The following is a 17,808-nucleotide window of genomic DNA, read 5'->3' as shown; positions in this document are numbered from 1 at the left end:
GACCTACTCGTCCACCTTGAGGATCGCCATAAACGCCTCCTGCGGGACCTCGACCGATCCGATGGCCTTCATACGCTTCTTGCCCTCTTTCTGCTTCTCGAGCAGCTTGCGCTTACGCGAGATATCGCCGCCGTAGCACTTAGCAAGAACGTCCTTGCGACGCGCCTTGACGGTGGAACGGGCGATGATCTTGTTGCCGATAGCCCCCTGGATGGGCACCTCGAACAGCTGACGCGGGATGATCTCCTTGAGCTTGTCGCACAGGCCACGGGCCAGGCCATATGCCTTGTCCTTATGGACGATAAACGAAAGCGCGTCCACCTCGTCGCCCGAAAGCAAAATATCGAGCTTCACGAGCTCGGAGGGACGGTACTCGTTGAACTCGTAGTCGAGCGAGGCATAGCCCTTGGTGCGGCTCTTGAGCTGATCGAAGAAGTCCAAGATGAGCTCGGCGAGCGGCATATCGAAGCGCATCTCGACCGATTTGCTCGTCAGGTGGATCATGTCGGTTGTGACGCCGCGGTGCTCGATGGCGAGCTGCATGACGGCACCCGTGTACTCAGGCGGGCAGATGATCTTTGCCTTGAGGTAGGGTTCCTCGATACGATCGATGCGTGTGGCCTCGGGAAGGTCCTGCGGACTGCGGACATCGATCATTTCGCCGTCGGTCTTGTAGACGTGATAGTCGACCGAGGGACTCGTGGCAATGAGGTCCAGGTTGAACTCGCGCTCCAGGCGTTCCTTGACGACTTCCATGTGCAGCAGGCCCAGGAAGCCCACGCGGAAGCCAAAGCCGAGCGCCACCGAGGTCTCGGGCTCCCACACCAACGACGGGTCGTTGACGTGCAGCTTATCGAGGGCGTCGCGCAGATTCTCGTAGTCCTTGTTGTCGATCGGGAACAGACCCGTGTAGACCATGGGCTTGGCCTCGCGGTAGCCCGGAAGCGGCTCGGGGCAGGGGTTCGAGGCCCACGTGAGGGTATCGCCCACGCGCACGGCCTCGGGGTCCTTCAGGCCCGTGACCACATATCCGACCTCGCCGACCGTCAGCGCGTCGACCGGGGTCTCGGCAGGACGCTTGACGCCCACGCCGTCGACCAAAAAGTCGCCCTTGGCTTGCATCATAAGCAGGGTATCGCCCTTTTTGATGGAACCATCGAAGACGCGCACCGTAGCCACCACACCGCGATACTCGTCAAAGTACGAATCCAAAATGAGCGCTTTGAGCGGAGCGTTTGCATCGCCCTTAGGCGGCGAAATCAAAAAGACAATGGACTCCAGCAGATCGTGAATGCCCTCGCCGGTCTTGCCCGAGACGCACACAGCATCATCGGCAGGGATCGCCAGGTCATCCTCGATCTCGGTCTTAACCTCATCGGGATGGGCCGAGGGCAGGTCGATCTTGTTGATGGCAGGCACGATGTCCAGGTTGGCATTCATGGCGAGCGTCGCGTTGGAGACGGTCTGCGCCTCGACGCCCTGAGTGGCGTCGACGACCAGCACCGCGCCCTCGCAGGCTGCCAGCGAACGCGAGACCTCGTAGGTAAAGTCCACGTGGCCCGGCGTATCGATCAGGTTGAACTGATACGTCTCGCCGTCGTCGGCGTCATAAGAGACGCGGACGGCATTGGACTTGATCGTGATGCCGCGCTCGCGCTCGATTTCCATCGTGTCGAGCAGCTGCGACTCCATGTCGCGCTCGTCGACAGTATGGGTGAGCTCGAGGATGCGGTCACTGATCGTGGACTTGCCATGGTCGATGTGCGCAACGATCGAGAAGTTGCGGATGTGGGAAATGTCAATTGAAGTATTCATGCGGACTATCTTACCCGAGCGGTACAAAAAATGGAGCCTGTTCCATAAAACAGGCTCCATTTATGCGCGTAATCTGTGTGGTGTGAAATTTACAACTTAGGCGTTGATGCTGTTCACGAGCTTGGCAAGACCGGACTTGCGGTTGGAAGCCTGGTTCTTGTGGATGACATGCTTGGCGGCAGCCATGTCGAGACGCTTGGTGACGGTCTTGAGGGCAGCCTGGGCCTTCTCGGCGTCGCCCTCGGCGACGGCGGACTGGACGTGCTTGGTCAGCGTCTTGAGCTCGGACTTGACAGCCTTGTTACGCATGCGAGCTGCCTCATTGGTGCGGATACGCTTCTTCTGAGACTTGATGTTTGCCACTTCTGGAGTTCCTTTCGAGTTCCTTGCAAAAAATGTATGACACCTCTGAGACACGGTGAGGTCATGCAAGCGCCTACTATAGCACGCTCCCCCTCAAAGGGATAGAACGAATTTGTCAAATAGGCAGGTATCATCACGATTTTCTCAAGATGTTCGTAATCCAGAGCAAAAGCGCCGTCTGAGAATCGGCCGAACCCTTGAGCGCGAGCTCCACATCGACCGCACCCTCGAGCGCTGCGACGAGCTCGGTCATCGAAAAACGACGCGCCCAGGTAAGGTGATTCTTGACCTGCCAGGACTGGAGCTTGAGCGTTGCGGCCAGCTCGCGACCCTGCCCACGCGCGTCGAGCGCCTTGGCGACGATAAGCTCGCGAATGCGACCGCACAGCAATGTGTAAGTCCACACGTAGCTCTTGGAGGGCAGGAGCTTAAAGAGCTCGAGCGAACGCCGCATATCGCGAGCCGAGACGGCGTTGAGGAAGTCCCAGGGTTGGATCTCGGCCGTACGTACAATCCAGCGCTCAACATCGGCAAGTTCAATCTGGGGCGACTCGACCATCTGGGCAAGCTTAGCCAAGTCGTTATCGAGCATGCGCGTGTTTTCGCCCGAACGCGAGACGAGCTCCTCGGCGGCCGCCGTCGAAATCGACTTACCGCGCTGCGTCGCCATCTGCTGAACACGGCGCGGCAGTTCCCAGCGCTTGGTACCCGAGCAATCGACGATAGCCTTCTTGTCGATCTTGGCGATTGCCTTATACAGGCGCGTATTCTTGGCAAGTGAGTCGGCGATGATGAGGCAGACCGTTGTTGGGCTGGGACTCGCCAGATACCCAACGAGCGGCTCCGAGACCGCCTTGGCGAGCTTTGAGCAGCCATCGAGGATTACCAGACGAAACTCGCCGCCCATCGGAAAGGTGTTAAGCGATCCGATAATGGACTCGATATCGGGGTCCTTGGTCATGTCTCGCTCGTCGAGGTTGAACTCGACCATACCCGATTTTTCCAGACGCGCTTTCATACGCGAGACGGCGTGGTCGCGCTTAACTCCGTCGGTACCGACGATCAGATATGCCGGCAGCAAACCGGTTTCGGACATTGCGCTCCCCTCCCGCAGGCCTTCGTATTCGTTCCGTGCCATTCTAGCCCAGGGGCCCACCACACGCCAACGACGTCGTCACGGTCGCTGGCATCGCATCGCAAAGCCATTCGCAGTCGGTGTGACGGTAATGTCGCCGTGTTCGATGGTACACGCGAACACACCACCCGCTTCCTTAACGGCATCGATGCAGGCATCGGACGGATGGCCGTATCGATTCCCCTCACCGGCGCTTGCGAGGGAAAGCTCGGGCTTCAGGACGTCCAGCAACTCGCCATCGACTGAAACCTTGGAGCCGTGATGCCCAAGTTTAAGGACATCGATATCCCCCACCTCCTGCACGAATTCCCGCTCTTGGTCGAGCTCGGCATCACCGGTGAGAAGTATTCGCAGGCCCTTGCCTTCCTGAACATAAGAGAGCAGCAGGACAAGCGAGTCCTCATTTCCCTCGCCATCCACGAACTCGAATGGCCACATCACGCGAGCGCAAAATGAGCCGATGTCGACCGTATCCCCACGGCGCACCTGCCGATACTCCACGCCAGGTCGGTTCAATACCTCGGCAGGAGCATCCTCCAGCGCATCCGCCGCCACGGCAATCGTTCCGACCGAAAACTGTTCGAGCACGGCAGGCAAACCACCCCAGTGGTCCTCATCCCAATGCGTCACAAAGACGGCATCGATATGGTGCACGTTATTGCGAACCAACGCCGCAACCACACGCTCGTCGAGCCCGCAGTCGACGAGAGCTACTGCGCCGCCTTGGCGGATAAGAATCGCATCGGCCTGGCCCACATCGAGCACCGTCACCGAAGGCGGAGCGCATCGATCCCAATAGACGTACGGAATCGCAGCCAAGAGCATCAGGCATGTAAGCCCCACCGCCATAGGACGTGCACGGGGACGCGGCCACCAGACCAGCAGAACCGCCAGCAGACACGGCACTGGGTAAATCCACACGCTATCGGGCGGCACGCTCACGGATGCACCCGGCATGGCAGCAAACAGCTGCTCGAAGAACAGCGCGCAACGGGCGGCAATCATGGGTACAACGAGCGCCCAAGTCCGCAACGGTCCCACGAGCGAAAAGGGAACTAGCACGATCGACACAGCAAGCAGTACGCTCACCACCGGACCGATGACCGCATTTGCCAGCGGAGCAATGAGCGAGAACGTACCGAAGGCAGGAATGGTAATAGGAAGTGTCGCCAGTTGCGAGCACAGCGTGACGGAAAGCATGCTGGCAACGCCCGATGGCACACCCAGCTCACCCAAAGCGTAGGTCGCATAGGGGCAAAAGCACAGGATGGCAAAGACACTGGCGCATGAAAGCTGAAAACCCATCTCGAACAGCACCGACGGCCGCAGTAGCACAAAGATGGACATGGTTGCGAAGAGTGCCGATGCGCCATGCCGGCGACGCCCCGCGCCGTTTACGACAAGCGTCGCGAACACCATGCAGCACGCGCGCACGGCCGAGGGAGAGGCGCCCGTAAAGGCAGCGTAACCCACAAGCGCTATCGCCAATATCGCCCGCTGAAGGCCACGTGAGCACCGAGTCTTTTGCAATACACCTTCGATTACAAACCCCACGATAGCCAAATGGCTGCCCGAGACGGCGATAAGATGCGCCGTTCCCGTCACCGAAAACCAGTCGCCCGCCGGCTGGGCGCGCAGCTCGGCCGAACGACCGCAGACGACACCGGCTATGAGCGCACGCGCCGGGTCGGTCGCAGGCGTGATGGACGCAAGCAGCCCATTTCGCAGTCGAAGCAACGGCCCCGGTGGGCCCTCATCGACCGACACAATCCGAACGGCTTTAACATTGCGTACCTCGCCTCGGAGCACGCGCGATCGTCCATATGCATCGTTCTCAAAACGCGAAACGCGACCGATAACACGCACGTGCGCCCCGACCTTGAGCTCACGATCACACGATAGGCGAACCGTTGCCAAGTTCTTACCGTCCGCGCGTGCCTCGCAGGTATAGGAATACACGTCGTCGTTTATGGATGGATCACCCTGCACGACAAACTCGAGGCCGCTTGCCGCTCGACCGTCGAGCGCCTTCGAGGCGCTTAGCGCACCCACAGCCCACCACGCCGAGACGACCGCTCCCGCCACGAGACCGACGGACGCGGCACACAACCATCGCTTCAAAGGGGCAAGCCGCGCACAAGATTGAGCCAGCACAACGAATACCGCCGCCGCAACGGGAATGGCCCATAGCAGCCCGACCGCCGGCGCCCGCTCCCTCAGCAGCGCATCAGCGGCCACGTTGAGCACCAAGGCGCAGCTCATGCACATGCCGGCACACAAGGCCATCGTCCACGGAAGCAGGGGCCGCGGAGGCATCACACGCTCGCGCTCCGTCGCACTCATACGCAGATGCAATCTTTGATTTTGGCAAGCTTCTTCTCGCCGATTCCCGACACACGCATCAGATCGTCAACCGAGGCAAAAGCACCGTTCTTTGTCCGCTCATCGATAATCGACTGTGCCATGGAGGGGCCGATGCCCGAAAGCGTCTGCAGCTCTTCTGCGCTTGCCGTATTGATGTTTACTAGACCTGTTGCGCCACTAACGCCCGACGATGCGGAAGCCCCACCATCAACACCGGCTTCCGCAATGGACGCCTGCTGCTCCCCTACCGTTGGAACGTGAATCTTCTGTCCATCGACGACCCTAGATGCCCGATTGAGTCCCGTAACGTCTGCTTCGGGCGCCAGCCCGCCGGCGGCATCAATCGCCTGAGCCACCCGCGCGCCGTCCTTGAGACGATATACACCGGGCGACACAACGGCGCCGTCAACATCGACATAGACCTCTACCGCGGCAGACGCCTTAGGCGAAGAGCCTCCGGATGTCTTTCCGCTCGAGGCATCGCCGGATCCCGGCTCCACCAACGAGCCTGAACCGTCAGTGCGCTCAAACGACACGCCGCCGGCACCGCCGCCAAGGTTCGCCATCGCCAGTCCACTCGCCATCGCAATGACGACCAGTATCGCCATCACCACTGCCTTATGACCGAGCAGTTTGCCCGCCCAGCGGTCCATCTTTTTGACTCGTTCGTGTTGTTCGCGCTGCGCCATAGCAAAACCTCCCAACACCATCGTGTCAGGAAAGGAGCTCCACAACAGCCACGCCCCAAAACCGGTTTTTGCGGTCAAACCAAAAGCTGACCAAAACCTTGCGAAATAATGTCCATTTATTCAGGCACACGTCGACAAATGAACACTTAGTCGCAAAATGCCCAGATAGCAAAAGACCGACGATACAGGCGCATCGTCGGTCTATGCACAAAATTACTCGTGATCTTGGTAAATCTCACGCGGAGCAAGCTCCGAATGTTTGCGTTTTAAGGTCTTAGGGGCCTTATATGTGTTGCTCTCGAAGTCGATGTACTCGGTCTGCTTGAGCAGGCGCTCAATCATCTCCTCGTGATCAAACAGTTCCCAGGCCTCATGCACGGCATCGAGTTTAGCGTGCGTCTCGGGACGGCGCGGCATAAACAGCGTGCAGCAGTCGGGAGCGGCCTCAGTCGAGATATCGAACGTACCGATCTCCTCGGCGCGCGCGATGATCTCCTGCTTGTCCGAACCGATGAGAGGACGGAACACGGGGATCTTCACGGCCTCGTTGACGGCCATGATGTTCTCAAGCGTTTGGGAGGCAACCTGTCCAAGCGATTCGCCCGTAACGATGGCCTTGGCACCCTCGATGTGTGCAATGCGCTCAGCAACCGAATACATAATGCGGCGATACATGATCACGCGCAGGTTGCTGGGACAGGTGACCGAAATCTCACGCTGGCAGTCGCCAAACGGCACCACGTACAGGCGGCCGATCTGGACACCCGGCTCAAGCGCACGGATGATGTCCTGCACCAAATACTCACTCGTATCGGGCGTCTGCGGACGACCGGAGAAATGTACCGGCACGCACACCGCGCCGCGGCGCGCGAGCATCCAGGTCGCCACCGGAGAATCGATACCCGAGGACAGCAGCGTCACGACCTTGCCGGCAGAGCCCACCGGCAGACCGCCCACGCCGCGCTCGGAGTGTGCGTACACGTAAACGCTACCCTGGACCACCAGTACGTGCACCATTGCATCGGGGTCGTGCATTTGAACCTTTTTATCGGGGAAGGCCTCACACAACACCTCGCCCACCTGACGATTGATGTCAATCGAGGTGAGCTCATAGTCGGTATTGGAGCGCTTAGCGTGCACCTTAAACGAATCGAAGGAACCAAACTCGCGCAGCGCCTTGACGGCGGCGGCGCAGTACTCCTGCGGGTCGCGGTTGGTGTGATACGCCAAAGACACACGAGCAACGCCGGGAACGGTGCGAATGACACGCGCCGCATCATCGGCCTGATGCTCGTTAAAGGTCACGAGGATATAACCGGAAATTCGAGACACGGCGTTCACGGAAAAGGCGGCCAAAGCCGCCTTAATGTTATCCATGAGGATATGCTCAAAATGTGCGCGGTTCTTGCCCTTCAGTCCAACCTCGTGATAGTGGACCAGGCAGACGCGAGCCGCCATTTAGGCTTCAGCAACCTTGTGGCCGAGCGCCTTCTCGTAACGGGCCTCGTCGTAAGAGATGTCGCCGTCGACAATCTCGTCCATAGCCATCGAGATGGTATCGGCACCGGAAAGCCCGATGGTGATGTCATCAACATCCTGGACGGCAAGCACGCGGTTGTGCTGGCCACGCAGCATGCTATTGATGTCGCAGGCGCGCTTGGAGGCAAGCGAAGCGAGCAGGAAGCGGTTGTGATCGGTCTTCTCCAGAAGATCGTCAATACAAGGCTTTACAACGGACACGGACCTCAGATCCTTTCATGCATATCGAGAACGCGAACGAGCTCATCGGTCGCGCGGTCGAGATCGTCATTCACCACGACGTCGTCGTAGCGGTCAGCAAGGGCAAGCTCATCGGCGGCGTTTGCCATACGCAGCTCAATCGTCTCGGGCGTCTCGGTACCGCGACCGACTAGACGCTCGCGAAGCACCTCGAGCGAAGGCGGCTTGATAAAGATCAGCACGGCCTCGGGGAAACGCTCCTTCACCTGCAGGGCACCCTGGACATCGATCTCCAAGATCAGAGACGCGCCCGAGGCGAGCTTGGACTGAACCTCGCTCACCAGCGTGCCGTAGCAGTTGCCGTGGACCTCGGCCCACTCAACAAACTCACCGTTTGCCACGCGGCGGTCGAATTCCTCGCGCGTCAGGAAAAAGTAGTTGACGCCGTCGACCTCACCTTTGCGTGGTGCTCGCGTGGTAGCCGAAACCGTCAGGCCCAGGTTGGAGCGACGCTCGCGCACACGAGTGACGAGCGTGCCCTTGCCTGCGCCTGACGGTCCAGAAATCACAAAGAGCTTTGAATCCTGAGCGCTCACTTATTTGGTCAGCTGCTCGAGGAGCTGCTCGCGCTGACGGACGCCGAGGCCCTGGACGCGACGGGTAGCGGAGATGCCGAGCTCCTCCATGATCTTGGCGGCCTTAGCCTTGCCATAGCCGGGGAGGGACTCGATGAGGGTGGAAACCTTCATGCGGGAAGCGATGGGGTCATCGGAGTTGAGCACGGACTCGAGGGACTTCTCGCCCTTCTTGATCTGCTCGCGAAGCTCAGCGCGGGCATGACGTGCGGCGGCAGCCTTCTCAAGAGCCTGCTTGCGCTGCTCGTCGGTAAGCTGAGGGAGTGCCATTCGTACCTCCAAATAGTTGGGTTATATCTGATTCAATAATTGGCATTTTAGCACGTAAAACGTACAAAATGCCCAATCGCGGCTCCATAGGTTAGACGATACCCGCAAAAAGTGCAATATACTGCGCCCAAAGTTAAGCCCCTGACCTGCGATTCCACACAAAGGATGGGAAAGTTTACGCAGGCACAGGGGCTATTTTGTGCTAATGAGACCCAAAAGTGGTGACTTAGGGGAATCTTTTACGCGACGTTTTCGACCAGCTCGGTGACGATGGCGTCAAAGGCGACAACCGGATCGTCGGCGCCGGTGATGGGACGGCCCACCACAATGTGGCTCGCACCGCGCTCGATAGCCTGGGAAGGCGTCGCCACGCGGGACTGGTCACCAAGGGCGGCACCCACCGGACGCACACCCGGAGTAACGATCAGGGCATCAGGACCCAGCAGCTCACGCATGTCGTGAGCCTCCATCGGCGAGCACACGACGCCATCGATGCCGTTGGCCTGAGCGAGCTTTGCCAGGCGGGCGGCCTCCTCGGCCACGGGCGACTCGACGCCGATCTCGCTCAAGGCATCCTGATTCATACTCGTGAGCACGGTGATGGCGACGAGCTTGGCGCGGTCCTCGCGCGCCTCCTCGGCACCCTCGCGGCAGGCAGCGAGCATGGCGCCCGAACCCAAGCCGTGAACCGAAAGCAGGTCGGCACCGGCAAGCGAGGCCGAACGGGCGGCACCGCGAACCTGATGCGGAATATCATGGAACTTAAGGTCAAGGAAGACCTTAAAGCCCAGGTCCTTAAAGGTCTTGACGATCTCGGGGCCCTCAGCGTAATAGAGCGTCATGCCAACTTTGAGCCAAGCGGCATGACCAGAAAGCTCGTGGGCGAGCTCGAGTGCGCGCTCACGGTCGCAGTCGAGGGCGACGATCACACGGTCGCGGGCATCGGTCTCTAGCATTCGAAAGCACCTACCAGTTCGTTGATGTCCTTCACGCCCTGGGACTCGGCCCAGGCCTCGAGCTCGTGCGCAATCTTGAGCGAAGCGCACGGATCGACGAAGTTGGCCATGCCGACCGACACGCAGGTGGCGCCAGCCAGGATAAACTCGGCCGCATCTTCGCCCGTCATGACACCGCCGACGCCGTTGATGGGGATATCGACGGCCTGGGCGACCTCCCAGACCATGCGAACGGCGATGTGGTGGCACAGCGGGCCCGAAAGGCCGCCCTTGGGCTTGGCCACGCGGGACTTGCGGGTATGGACGTCGATGGCCATGCCCTGGATGGAGTTGATGACCGAAAGGCCGTCGGCGCCGGCAGTCTCGAGGGCCTTGGCGATCTCGGCGACGTTGACCGGAGCCATCTTTACGAACAGCGGCTTATCGGTCACCTTGCGGCAGGCAGCCATAACGGAAGAGGCGCCCTCGGGCGTGGAGCCCATGGCGGCACCGCCGGCGGCGATATTAGGGCAGCTCACGTTGATCTCGTAGCCGGCAGCCCAAGGGCACAGCTCAACATACATCTCGAGTGCGCGGACAAACTCGTCAACGGAGTGGCCGGCAACCTGACAGATGACCTGGCAGCCGTCCTTGGACAGCTGTTCGAGCCACGGACCGGACTCGCGGGCAAAGGCGGCCACGCCGGGGTTCTGAAGGCCCACGGAGTTGATCATACCGCCGGGAATCTCGGCCATGCGGGGCGCGGGGTTGCCGGGCCAGGGCTCGGCAGCGCAACCCTTGGTGGTGATGGCGCCCAGCTGGGAAACATCAAAGAAGTTCTGGAACTGCCAACCGTAGCCAAAGGTACCGGCTGCGGTGTTGATGGGGTTCTGCATCTTGACGCCGCCGAAATCGACGGCCATGTTCACGGTACCCACTAGAAGACCACCACCTTGGAAGCATCGAACACGGGGCCGCACATGCAAGCACCCTTCATACCGTCGACCGTCTCGACATTGCAGGTGTTGCAGGCACCAAAGCCACAGCTCATCATGCGCTCGAGCGACACCTCGCAGTACGCACCGGCCTCGGCGGCAGCGGCGGCGACTTTCTTCATCATGACGGCGGGACCGCAGCTGGCGACGTAATCGTAGCCGCCCTCGCCGAGCAGCTCGGCTGCCGGGTCGGTGCAAAAACCGTGCGTGCCCAGCGTGCCATCATCGGTGCACACGTTAACCGTGGCGCCCAGCGCGCGGAACTCATCGACACCCACGGCCTTGGAAGCGGTGCCAAAGCCCAGGCAAACGTCGACATCCACGCCCTGCTCGGCAAGCATGCCGGCAAGGCACAGCACGGGCGGAACGCCGATGCCGCCCGCCACGAGCAGCGCCTTCCTGGTGCCCTCGGGAACAAGCCAGCCGCGGCCGCCAGGGCCCAACAGGTTGGACTTGGAGCCGGGGGCCATCTGCGACAGACGACGGGTGTCGTCACCCACGACGGCGTACCACAGCTCGACGGTGCCGGCCTGGGCGTCGGCGCGATAGAAGCTCAGGGGCACACGAAGCAGCGAGGACGCATCGCCGGGCACGGCGATGTTCACAAACTGACCGGGCTTGAGCGCACTTGCAAGCTTGGGGGCCGAGATGACGAGCGAGAAGATGCCATCGGCGATCTCCTGGTTCGAGACGACCTCGAAGTCGTGCATGCGTGCAGTGGAAGGTGTGGGCATAGACGCTCCAATCCCCCATGCGGTTGCATGGTTCAGGCGAACAGAAAGCGCGGCACCGCAAGGGCGCCGCGCACAAAAGCGATAAGGCTATGCTAGCAGATGCAGCCGTCGGCGAGCGTCTGCTTACCGCCGACAAACACATCGGTGGCACGACCGGTAAGCGTGCGGCCGGCGAAACCGGAGTTCTCGGCGCGCGACTCGTAGCCGTCCTCGCCGACCGTCCAGGTGGCGGACGCGTCGAAGACAGTCAGGTCGGCAACGGAGCCCGCCTTAACCTGAACCTGGTCGAGGCCCAGGATCTCACGCGGCTTGATGGCCATGAGCTCGACCATACGGCCCATGCTCATCTTGCCCGTGTTGACCAGCTCGGTGAGCACGAGCGACAGCGAGGTCTCGAGACCGATCATGCCAAAGGGCGCAAGCTCGAACTCGCGGGCCTTCTCCCACGGGGTGTGGGGAGCGTGATCGGTAACGATCACGTCGACGGTACCGTCGATGACGCCCTGACGAATGGCCTCGGCGTCCTCGTCGGTGCGCAGCGGCGGATTGACCTTGAGCGAGGTGTTGTAGGTCTCGTCCAAGTCGTTCTCGGTCAGGAACATGTGGTGCGGGGTGGCCTCGCAGGTCACCTGGACACCGGCGGCCTTACCGGCACGCACGAGCTCGAGACCGTGAGCGGTGGAGATGTGCTGGATGTGCAGCTTGGCACCGGTCAGCTTGGCGATCTCGATGTCGCGGGCGATCTGAAGCTCCTCGCCGGCGGCCGGCCAGCCCTCGAGGGCCAGACGGGTCGAGACCTTGCCCTCGTTGATCTGGCCATGGCCGACCAGGTCCTCGTCCTGGCAGTGGCTCATGAAGACCTTGCCGAACATCTTGCCGTAGTCCATGCAGCGACGGAGCATGCCCGCGCCCTGCACGCCGCGACCGTCATCGGTGAAGGCGACGGCGCCGTGGGCGACCATATCGCCCATCTCGGACATGGCCTCGCCCTTAAGACCGCGGGTCATGGCGCCCGACGGATAGACGCGGCAGTGGCCGACCTCGGCAGCGCGGGACTTGACGAACTCAACGACAGTGCCGTTATCGGTGACGGGATCGGTGTTGGGCATGGCGCACACGCCGGTAAAGCCGCCCTTGGCAGCTGCGCGGGTGCCGCTCTCGATGTCCTCTTTGACCTCGTAGCCGGGCTCGCGAAGGTGAACGTGCATGTCCACCAGGCCGGGGACGAGGTACTTGCCGGAAAGGTCGCGGACCTCGGCCCCCTCGACGGCGAGATTCTCGCCGACCTCGGCGATCTTGTCGCCGTCAATCAGGACGTCAACGACACCGTCAAGCTCGACGGACGGGTCGACGACGTGGGCATTCTTAAGAAGCAAGGCCATTATCGGCACCTCCAAGCAGCAGATACAGGATAGCCATACGCACGCAGATACCGGCGTAGACCTGCTCCAGGATGACGGAGCGTTGCGGGTGGTCGGCCATATAGGAGTCGAACTCGACGCCGCGGTTGATGGGGCCCGGGTGGCAGATGATCGCGTCGGGCTTCATGAGCTTCTCGCGGTCCTTGGTCAGGCCGAAGAGCTTGTGGTACTCGCGAATGGTCGGGAACGGGGCACCCTCGAGGCGCTCCTGTTGCACGCGCAGCATGTAGACGACGTCCAGCTCGGGCAGGACGGAATCGAGGTCGCTCGTCACGTGGTCGCAGCCCAGGACCTCGGGCGACGGCGGCAGCAGCGTGCCGGGGGCGACGGCGTAGGTCTCACAGCCCATGATCTTAAGGGCGGGGATCAGCGAGCCGCAAACGCGGGAGTGGGCGATATCGCCGACGACGGCGACCTTCAGACCGTGGAAGTCACCCTTGTGCTCCCAGATGGTGTACAGGTCGAGCAGGGCCTGCGTAGGATGGTTGTGCTTGCCGTCACCGGCGCAGATGACGCTTGCGGGCGAGTTCTGCGTGACGATGTAGGGAGCGCCGGCGTGCTTGTCGCGCACGACAATGCAGTCGATCTTATAAGCGTTGAGGGTCTCAACGGTGTCGACGAGGCTCTCGCCCTTGACCGTGGAGGTCGAGGAGCCGCCAAAGTTAAGACTGTCGGCCGAAAGACGCTTCTCGGCGAGCTCGAAAGAGCTGCGGGTGCGCGTCGAGGGCTCGTTGAACATGTTGACGATGGTCTTGCCCTTGAGCGTGGGGACCTTCTTGATGGCACGCTCGTTGACCTCGGAGAACGCCTTGGCGGTCTCGAGGATGAGCTTGATATCCTCTTCGGAGTACTCGGTAATGTCGATCAGGTGCTTATGGTTGAACGCCACGGTACTACTCACCTCCCAGCGGCGCGGAGCCCACGTGGGAACCCGGCGCGACGTCATTAATCTCGACAGCGGTGTGGCCGTCGACTTCCTTCATATATAGGTGCACGTTCTCCTCATGCGACGAGGGAACGTTCTTGCCGACAAAGTCCGGCGAGATGGGGAGCTCGCGGTGGCCGCGGTCAACGAGGACTGCCAGCTCAATGCGGCTCGGACGGCCCAGGTCCATGACGGCGTCGAGAGCGGCGCGGATGGTACGGCCCGTATACAGGATGTCGTCCACCAGCACGACGCGCTTGCCGTCGACGCTGAAGGGAATGTTGGTAGCGTGGATCGCGGGAGCGAAATTGGTCGCGTAGTCATCGCGGTAGAAGCTGATGTCGAGGCTGCCGAGCGGAACGTCGACGCCCTCGATCTCCTTGATCTCCTCGGCGAGCTTCTTTGCCAGAAGGTCGCCGCGCGTGACGATGCCGACCAGAGCGAGGTCTTCACAGCCCTCGTTGCGCTCGAGAATCTCGTGCGCGATGCGGGTCATCGCTCGATTGACGGCGGTCTCGTCCATGATGACCGCCTTGGGGGAAGTCGTGCCCATCGATCTCCTTCCTCACATGTCTTGACTGCTGACACAGTCAAAAAAAATAGATGCCCGACCGCTTAAAGCGGACCAGACACCCACAGGAAGGGCTGCTCTTTGGCAGCTATGTAATTCCATGTGGGTATCTCGTACCCCTTTAATGGTCATGGGATAGTGTAGCCAACCTCGAGCTTAATTGCGAGCATTAATACAGAGCAATCCGTAAACGGAGCCCAATGCTCAATAAACCTATATATATTTGTGGGACGAGCTTGAAAACACACGCACGAGCTGGCATAATCCCCTCTGCTGCACGCAAATCGGATCTACGTCCAGGGCCGTGGCGTGAGCACTATCGCCAAAAGAGGAATATCTCTGTGTAGATTACGCACAGGGAGCTGCTTCTGTGCTATAGTTCAGGCTTGTTTGTTAACGCGACATGTTCGTTTGTCGCCCAAGGAGGGTCAGTTATGTCCAAAGTTTGCGAAGTTTGCGGTAAGCACCCCGTTGCCGGTCGCTCCATCAGCCACTCTCACCGCGTCACCAACCGTAAGTTCCGCCCCAACATCCAGCGCGTCTACGTCGTCGTCGATGGTCACCGTCGCAAGATGAACGTTTGCTCCACCTGCCTCAAGTCTGGCAAGGTTGCGCGCTCCTAAATAAGGTCTTACCAACAAGTACCTCGGACTCTCCGGGTCAAAGACCTCGCGTTCATATAGAACTTACCAAAGGCGCCCTCCCCTACGGAGGGCGCCTTTTTGCACTCATTAGGGACAGACTTACATGAATGTTTTCACGCATTGGGGACAGACATGTCGCACGCAAGCGGCACACCGACTGGCTCCGGCCCCTGCCTCACGCTGCATCCTTCCAGCCTGCAGTTGCCTTGGTCACGCTCGTGGCGCCGATGCCGGTGATACGGGAAATTTGCTTGACCGTGAGATGCGCCCGCCTGAGCCTCAGCAGGCAGGCATCGCGTTCGGGACGAGGCAGGGCCTTGAGCAGCGCAGGATCTATGCTCGGCAGGACTTCGCGCGCAACGGAAAGGGCATCCTCATCGTGGATCCGTCGGCGTGGAAGAACCTCAACTGACCAGATGCGCCCGGCAACTTCCTTGAGATGCTCGCAATAGCAACGGGAGCCTCCGACAATATCGAGCATAGGGGCCGCATCACAGATGTCAAAGGGATCATAGCCCAGCTGGTATGCCCTAAAGCTTGACCAGCGGTATGCTTCGAGAGAGTCGATCGCACCTTTCACAGGATTGAGATGGATATAATCGAGTAGCTGCACCGCCTGTGTGTCTGACTCAACCGCAACACGCGAATAGCGATTGTCAAACAGATGGCCCGTTCTTCCCGTTTTCCCATTGAAATACTTAGCATACGCCGTCAGTGCGCACTGCATTGCCTTTGAAAGGTTGTCATATGGGTCATCAACCATCAAATGGAAGTGGTTGTCCATAAGGCACCAAGCCAACACTGCCACGTCATGGCGCGCAAACCTGTCCGAGATATCCGATAAGAAACGATAGCGGTCAGAGTCATCTTCAAAAATAATCTGTTTGGAGTTGCCACGGTCAAAGACGTGGTAATAGCCGGTGAGCGAAACGGCACGGGCGCATCGAGGCATAAATCTCTCCTTTCAAAACTGAACAGGCAACACCTAAAAGGAGAGAAGGAACGCGAAATGCTGAGCCTGTGATCTATTTATATCCAATGAGCGGCAAAAACAGGCCCAGAACGGCAAAATGGCAAATCGATGTCTGTCCCCAATGAGTGGAAGCACGGGGGTGCGGACAAAAAGTTGGACCGAGTCCGGTCCAGATTGGAGTCCGCATGGGTACGAAAGAAGACGCGATCGCGCTCTACGCCGGGGGATATACTTACCGCCAGATAGAGAGGATGCCCGGCATGCCCTCGAGGATGACGCTGTGGCGATGGGTCAACGGCCGCCACGACGGGGCGCCTGGCGCCGAGGCGGACGGGAGGCGGACGGGCATGGCGAAGCGCGGGAACGGGAAACCGCGGCTCCCGAGGGTCGTGGGCGACGGGCCGACGTACCCCGACATCGACCCGGAGGACAAGGACGCCCTGATAGAGCGCCTGCAGCTGGAGAACGACATCCTCAGGGGAACGCAGGAAGTTTTAAAAGGACGCGCCCTTGGCTCTTCGACGAACAGGGAGAAATCCGAGCTGATCGAGTGGCTGAGGGCGAATACCGCGAGACCCTTGAGCGAACTCACCGCTTCCTTGAGGATATCGAGGAGCTCCTATGAGTACTGGCGCACCCACCTGCACGACGTCGGCGTCCGCGAGGAGATCGGCGACGAGGTCGAGCGCGTGTTCCGCGAGGAGGGCGGCTGCGCCCGCGGCTACCGCTTCGTCCACGAGGAGCTGCGCAGGGAGGGCGTCCGCGTCTCCGAGAAGATCGTGCGCGACGTGATGAGGGGGCGAGGCCTCTTGCCCGCCTACAGGAGGAGGCCCAGGAGGTACAGCTCCTACGCCGGCGAGACCGACGAGGCGCCCGCCAACATCCCGCTCGACGAGGAGACCGGCGCCCACGACTTCCGCGCCGCCGCCCCAAACGAGAAGTGGGTCTCCGACATCACCGAGTTCAGGCTGCCGGACGCGCCCAAGGTGTACCTCTCGCCGATCGTCGACCTGTTCGACTCCAAGCCCGTGGCCTGGTCGATCGGCCTGCACCCGGACCACCTGCTCGCCGACTCGTCGCTGCTGAAGGCGTGCGCGACGCTCCGGCCGGGCGAGCACCCGTTCTGCCACACGGACCGCGGCTGCCACTACCGCTGGCCCGGCTGGAAGCGAATCTGCGCCGAGCACGGCGTCGTGCGCTCGATGTCGAGGAAGGGCCGCTCGCCCGACAACGCCGCGGCGGAGGGCTTCTTCGGCAGGCTCAAGAACGAGTTCTTCTACGGCCGGGACTGGCGCGGCGTCGCGGCCGCCGAGTTCATGGAGCGCCTGGACGCGTGGATGAGGTTCTACAGCGAGGGCAGGCTGAGGGCGTTCAGGGAGAACGGCAGGATTGCCTACGATACCATTGACAACAGGAGGAGACGCCTGGGGCTGGCAGTCTAGGTGGTACGAAAAATTGTCCGCACCCCCCACTCATGTAAGTCTGTCCCCAATGAGCGGGGCGATGCATTGGGCATAGTTTTAGTTGAAACGGTTCATTTGATTGAAGCGTTTTAGTTTGTCTTTTACGGGAATCTGACCGTTCACCGAATTATTTCTTGCTATCATGCATCTTGTAGGG

The 17,808-nt window shown here is 60.6% G+C and carries 18 protein-coding genes; 2 read left to right on the top strand and 16 right to left on the bottom strand.

Annotation, left to right across the window (positions count from 1 at the left end):
* Window positions 1-3: 3 nt before the first annotated feature.
* From lepA to pyrR, 15 genes are all read right to left on the bottom strand, one after another.
* Window positions 4-1,815, bottom strand: coding sequence for a translation elongation factor 4 (gene lepA, locus OIL77_09480; GenBank protein ID HJI45631.1), 1,812 nt, complete (start codon window positions 1,813-1,815; stop codon window positions 4-6).
* Window positions 1,816-1,911: 96 nt separating this feature from the next.
* Complete coding sequence (rpsT, locus tag OIL77_09475; protein ID HJI45630.1) at window positions 1,912-2,178, bottom strand: 30S ribosomal protein S20; 267 nt, start codon at window positions 2,176-2,178, stop codon at window positions 1,912-1,914.
* 133 nt (window positions 2,179-2,311) lie between these two features.
* Complete coding sequence (gene holA / locus OIL77_09470; protein ID HJI45629.1) at window positions 2,312-3,274, bottom strand: DNA polymerase III subunit delta; 963 nt, start codon at window positions 3,272-3,274, stop codon at window positions 2,312-2,314.
* A 78-nt stretch (window positions 3,275-3,352) separates the two neighbouring features.
* Window positions 3,353-5,656, bottom strand: coding sequence for a DNA internalization-related competence protein ComEC/Rec2 (locus OIL77_09465; protein ID HJI45628.1), 2,304 nt, complete (start codon window positions 5,654-5,656; stop codon window positions 3,353-3,355).
* Window positions 5,653-6,366, bottom strand: a complete 714-nt coding sequence (locus tag OIL77_09460) for a helix-hairpin-helix domain-containing protein (GenBank protein HJI45627.1) — start codon at window positions 6,364-6,366, stop codon at window positions 5,653-5,655. Before OIL77_09460 ends, OIL77_09465 begins: the two co-directional genes overlap by 4 nt.
* A 213-nt stretch (window positions 6,367-6,579) precedes the next feature.
* The gene (gene thiI, locus OIL77_09455; GenBank protein HJI45626.1) at window positions 6,580-7,824 is read right to left on the bottom strand and encodes a tRNA 4-thiouridine(8) synthase ThiI; all 1,245 of its coding nucleotides are present in this window, start codon (window positions 7,822-7,824) and stop codon (window positions 6,580-6,582) included.
* Window positions 7,825-8,106, bottom strand: a complete 282-nt coding sequence (locus OIL77_09450) for a DNA-directed RNA polymerase subunit omega (GenBank protein ID HJI45625.1) — start codon at window positions 8,104-8,106, stop codon at window positions 7,825-7,827.
* A gap of 5 nt (window positions 8,107-8,111) precedes the next feature.
* Window positions 8,112-8,681 (bottom strand): guanylate kinase, encoded by a 570-nt coding sequence (gmk, locus tag OIL77_09445; protein HJI45624.1) that lies wholly within the window; start codon window positions 8,679-8,681, stop codon window positions 8,112-8,114.
* A complete protein-coding gene (locus OIL77_09440; protein HJI45623.1) occupies window positions 8,682-8,990 on the bottom strand; it encodes an integration host factor in 309 nt (102 codons plus the stop codon).
* 239 nt (window positions 8,991-9,229) lie between these two features.
* Window positions 9,230-9,946, bottom strand: coding sequence for an orotidine-5'-phosphate decarboxylase (gene pyrF / locus OIL77_09435; protein ID HJI45622.1), 717 nt, complete (start codon window positions 9,944-9,946; stop codon window positions 9,230-9,232).
* Complete coding sequence (locus OIL77_09430) at window positions 9,940-10,848, bottom strand: dihydroorotate dehydrogenase (protein HJI45621.1); 909 nt, start codon at window positions 10,846-10,848, stop codon at window positions 9,940-9,942. The genes pyrF and OIL77_09430 overlap by 7 nt, the downstream gene beginning before the upstream one ends.
* A gap of 14 nt (window positions 10,849-10,862) precedes the next feature.
* The gene (locus OIL77_09425; GenBank protein ID HJI45620.1) at window positions 10,863-11,630 is read right to left on the bottom strand and encodes a dihydroorotate dehydrogenase electron transfer subunit; all 768 of its coding nucleotides are present in this window, start codon (window positions 11,628-11,630) and stop codon (window positions 10,863-10,865) included.
* A 116-nt stretch (window positions 11,631-11,746) separates the two neighbouring features.
* Entirely contained in the window at window positions 11,747-13,036 is a 1,290-nt protein-coding gene (locus tag OIL77_09420; GenBank protein HJI45619.1) for a dihydroorotase, read from the bottom strand.
* The gene (locus tag OIL77_09415; GenBank protein ID HJI45618.1) at window positions 13,020-13,964 is read right to left on the bottom strand and encodes an aspartate carbamoyltransferase catalytic subunit; all 945 of its coding nucleotides are present in this window, start codon (window positions 13,962-13,964) and stop codon (window positions 13,020-13,022) included. Before OIL77_09415 ends, OIL77_09420 begins: the two co-directional genes overlap by 17 nt.
* 4 nt (window positions 13,965-13,968) lie before the next feature.
* Window positions 13,969-14,553 (bottom strand): bifunctional pyr operon transcriptional regulator/uracil phosphoribosyltransferase PyrR, encoded by a 585-nt coding sequence (gene pyrR, locus OIL77_09410; GenBank protein HJI45617.1) that lies wholly within the window; start codon window positions 14,551-14,553, stop codon window positions 13,969-13,971.
* 452 nt (window positions 14,554-15,005) lie between these two features.
* On the opposite strand from pyrR, the gene rpmB reads away from it, so the two are divergent.
* Complete coding sequence (gene rpmB, locus OIL77_09405) at window positions 15,006-15,194, top strand: 50S ribosomal protein L28 (GenBank protein ID HJI45616.1); 189 nt, start codon at window positions 15,006-15,008, stop codon at window positions 15,192-15,194.
* Between the two features lie 196 nt (window positions 15,195-15,390).
* Here rpmB and OIL77_09400 read toward each other — a convergent pair whose 3' ends face one another.
* Entirely contained in the window at window positions 15,391-16,167 is a 777-nt protein-coding gene (locus OIL77_09400; protein ID HJI45615.1) for a transposase, read from the bottom strand.
* Between the two features lie 206 nt (window positions 16,168-16,373).
* Between OIL77_09400 and OIL77_09395 the strand changes: the two genes are divergently transcribed.
* A complete protein-coding gene (locus OIL77_09395; protein ID HJI45614.1) occupies window positions 16,374-17,630 on the top strand; it encodes an IS3 family transposase in 1,257 nt (418 codons plus the stop codon).
* Window positions 17,631-17,808: the final 178 nt, after the last annotated feature.

The sequence above is a fragment of the Coriobacteriaceae bacterium genome (genome assembly GCA_025993015.1).
In the GTDB taxonomy this organism is placed as follows: domain Bacteria; phylum Actinomycetota; class Coriobacteriia; order Coriobacteriales; family Coriobacteriaceae; genus Collinsella.
The sequence above is the reverse complement of the archived record's forward strand: the minus strand, read 5'-3'. Positions and strand labels throughout refer to the sequence as shown.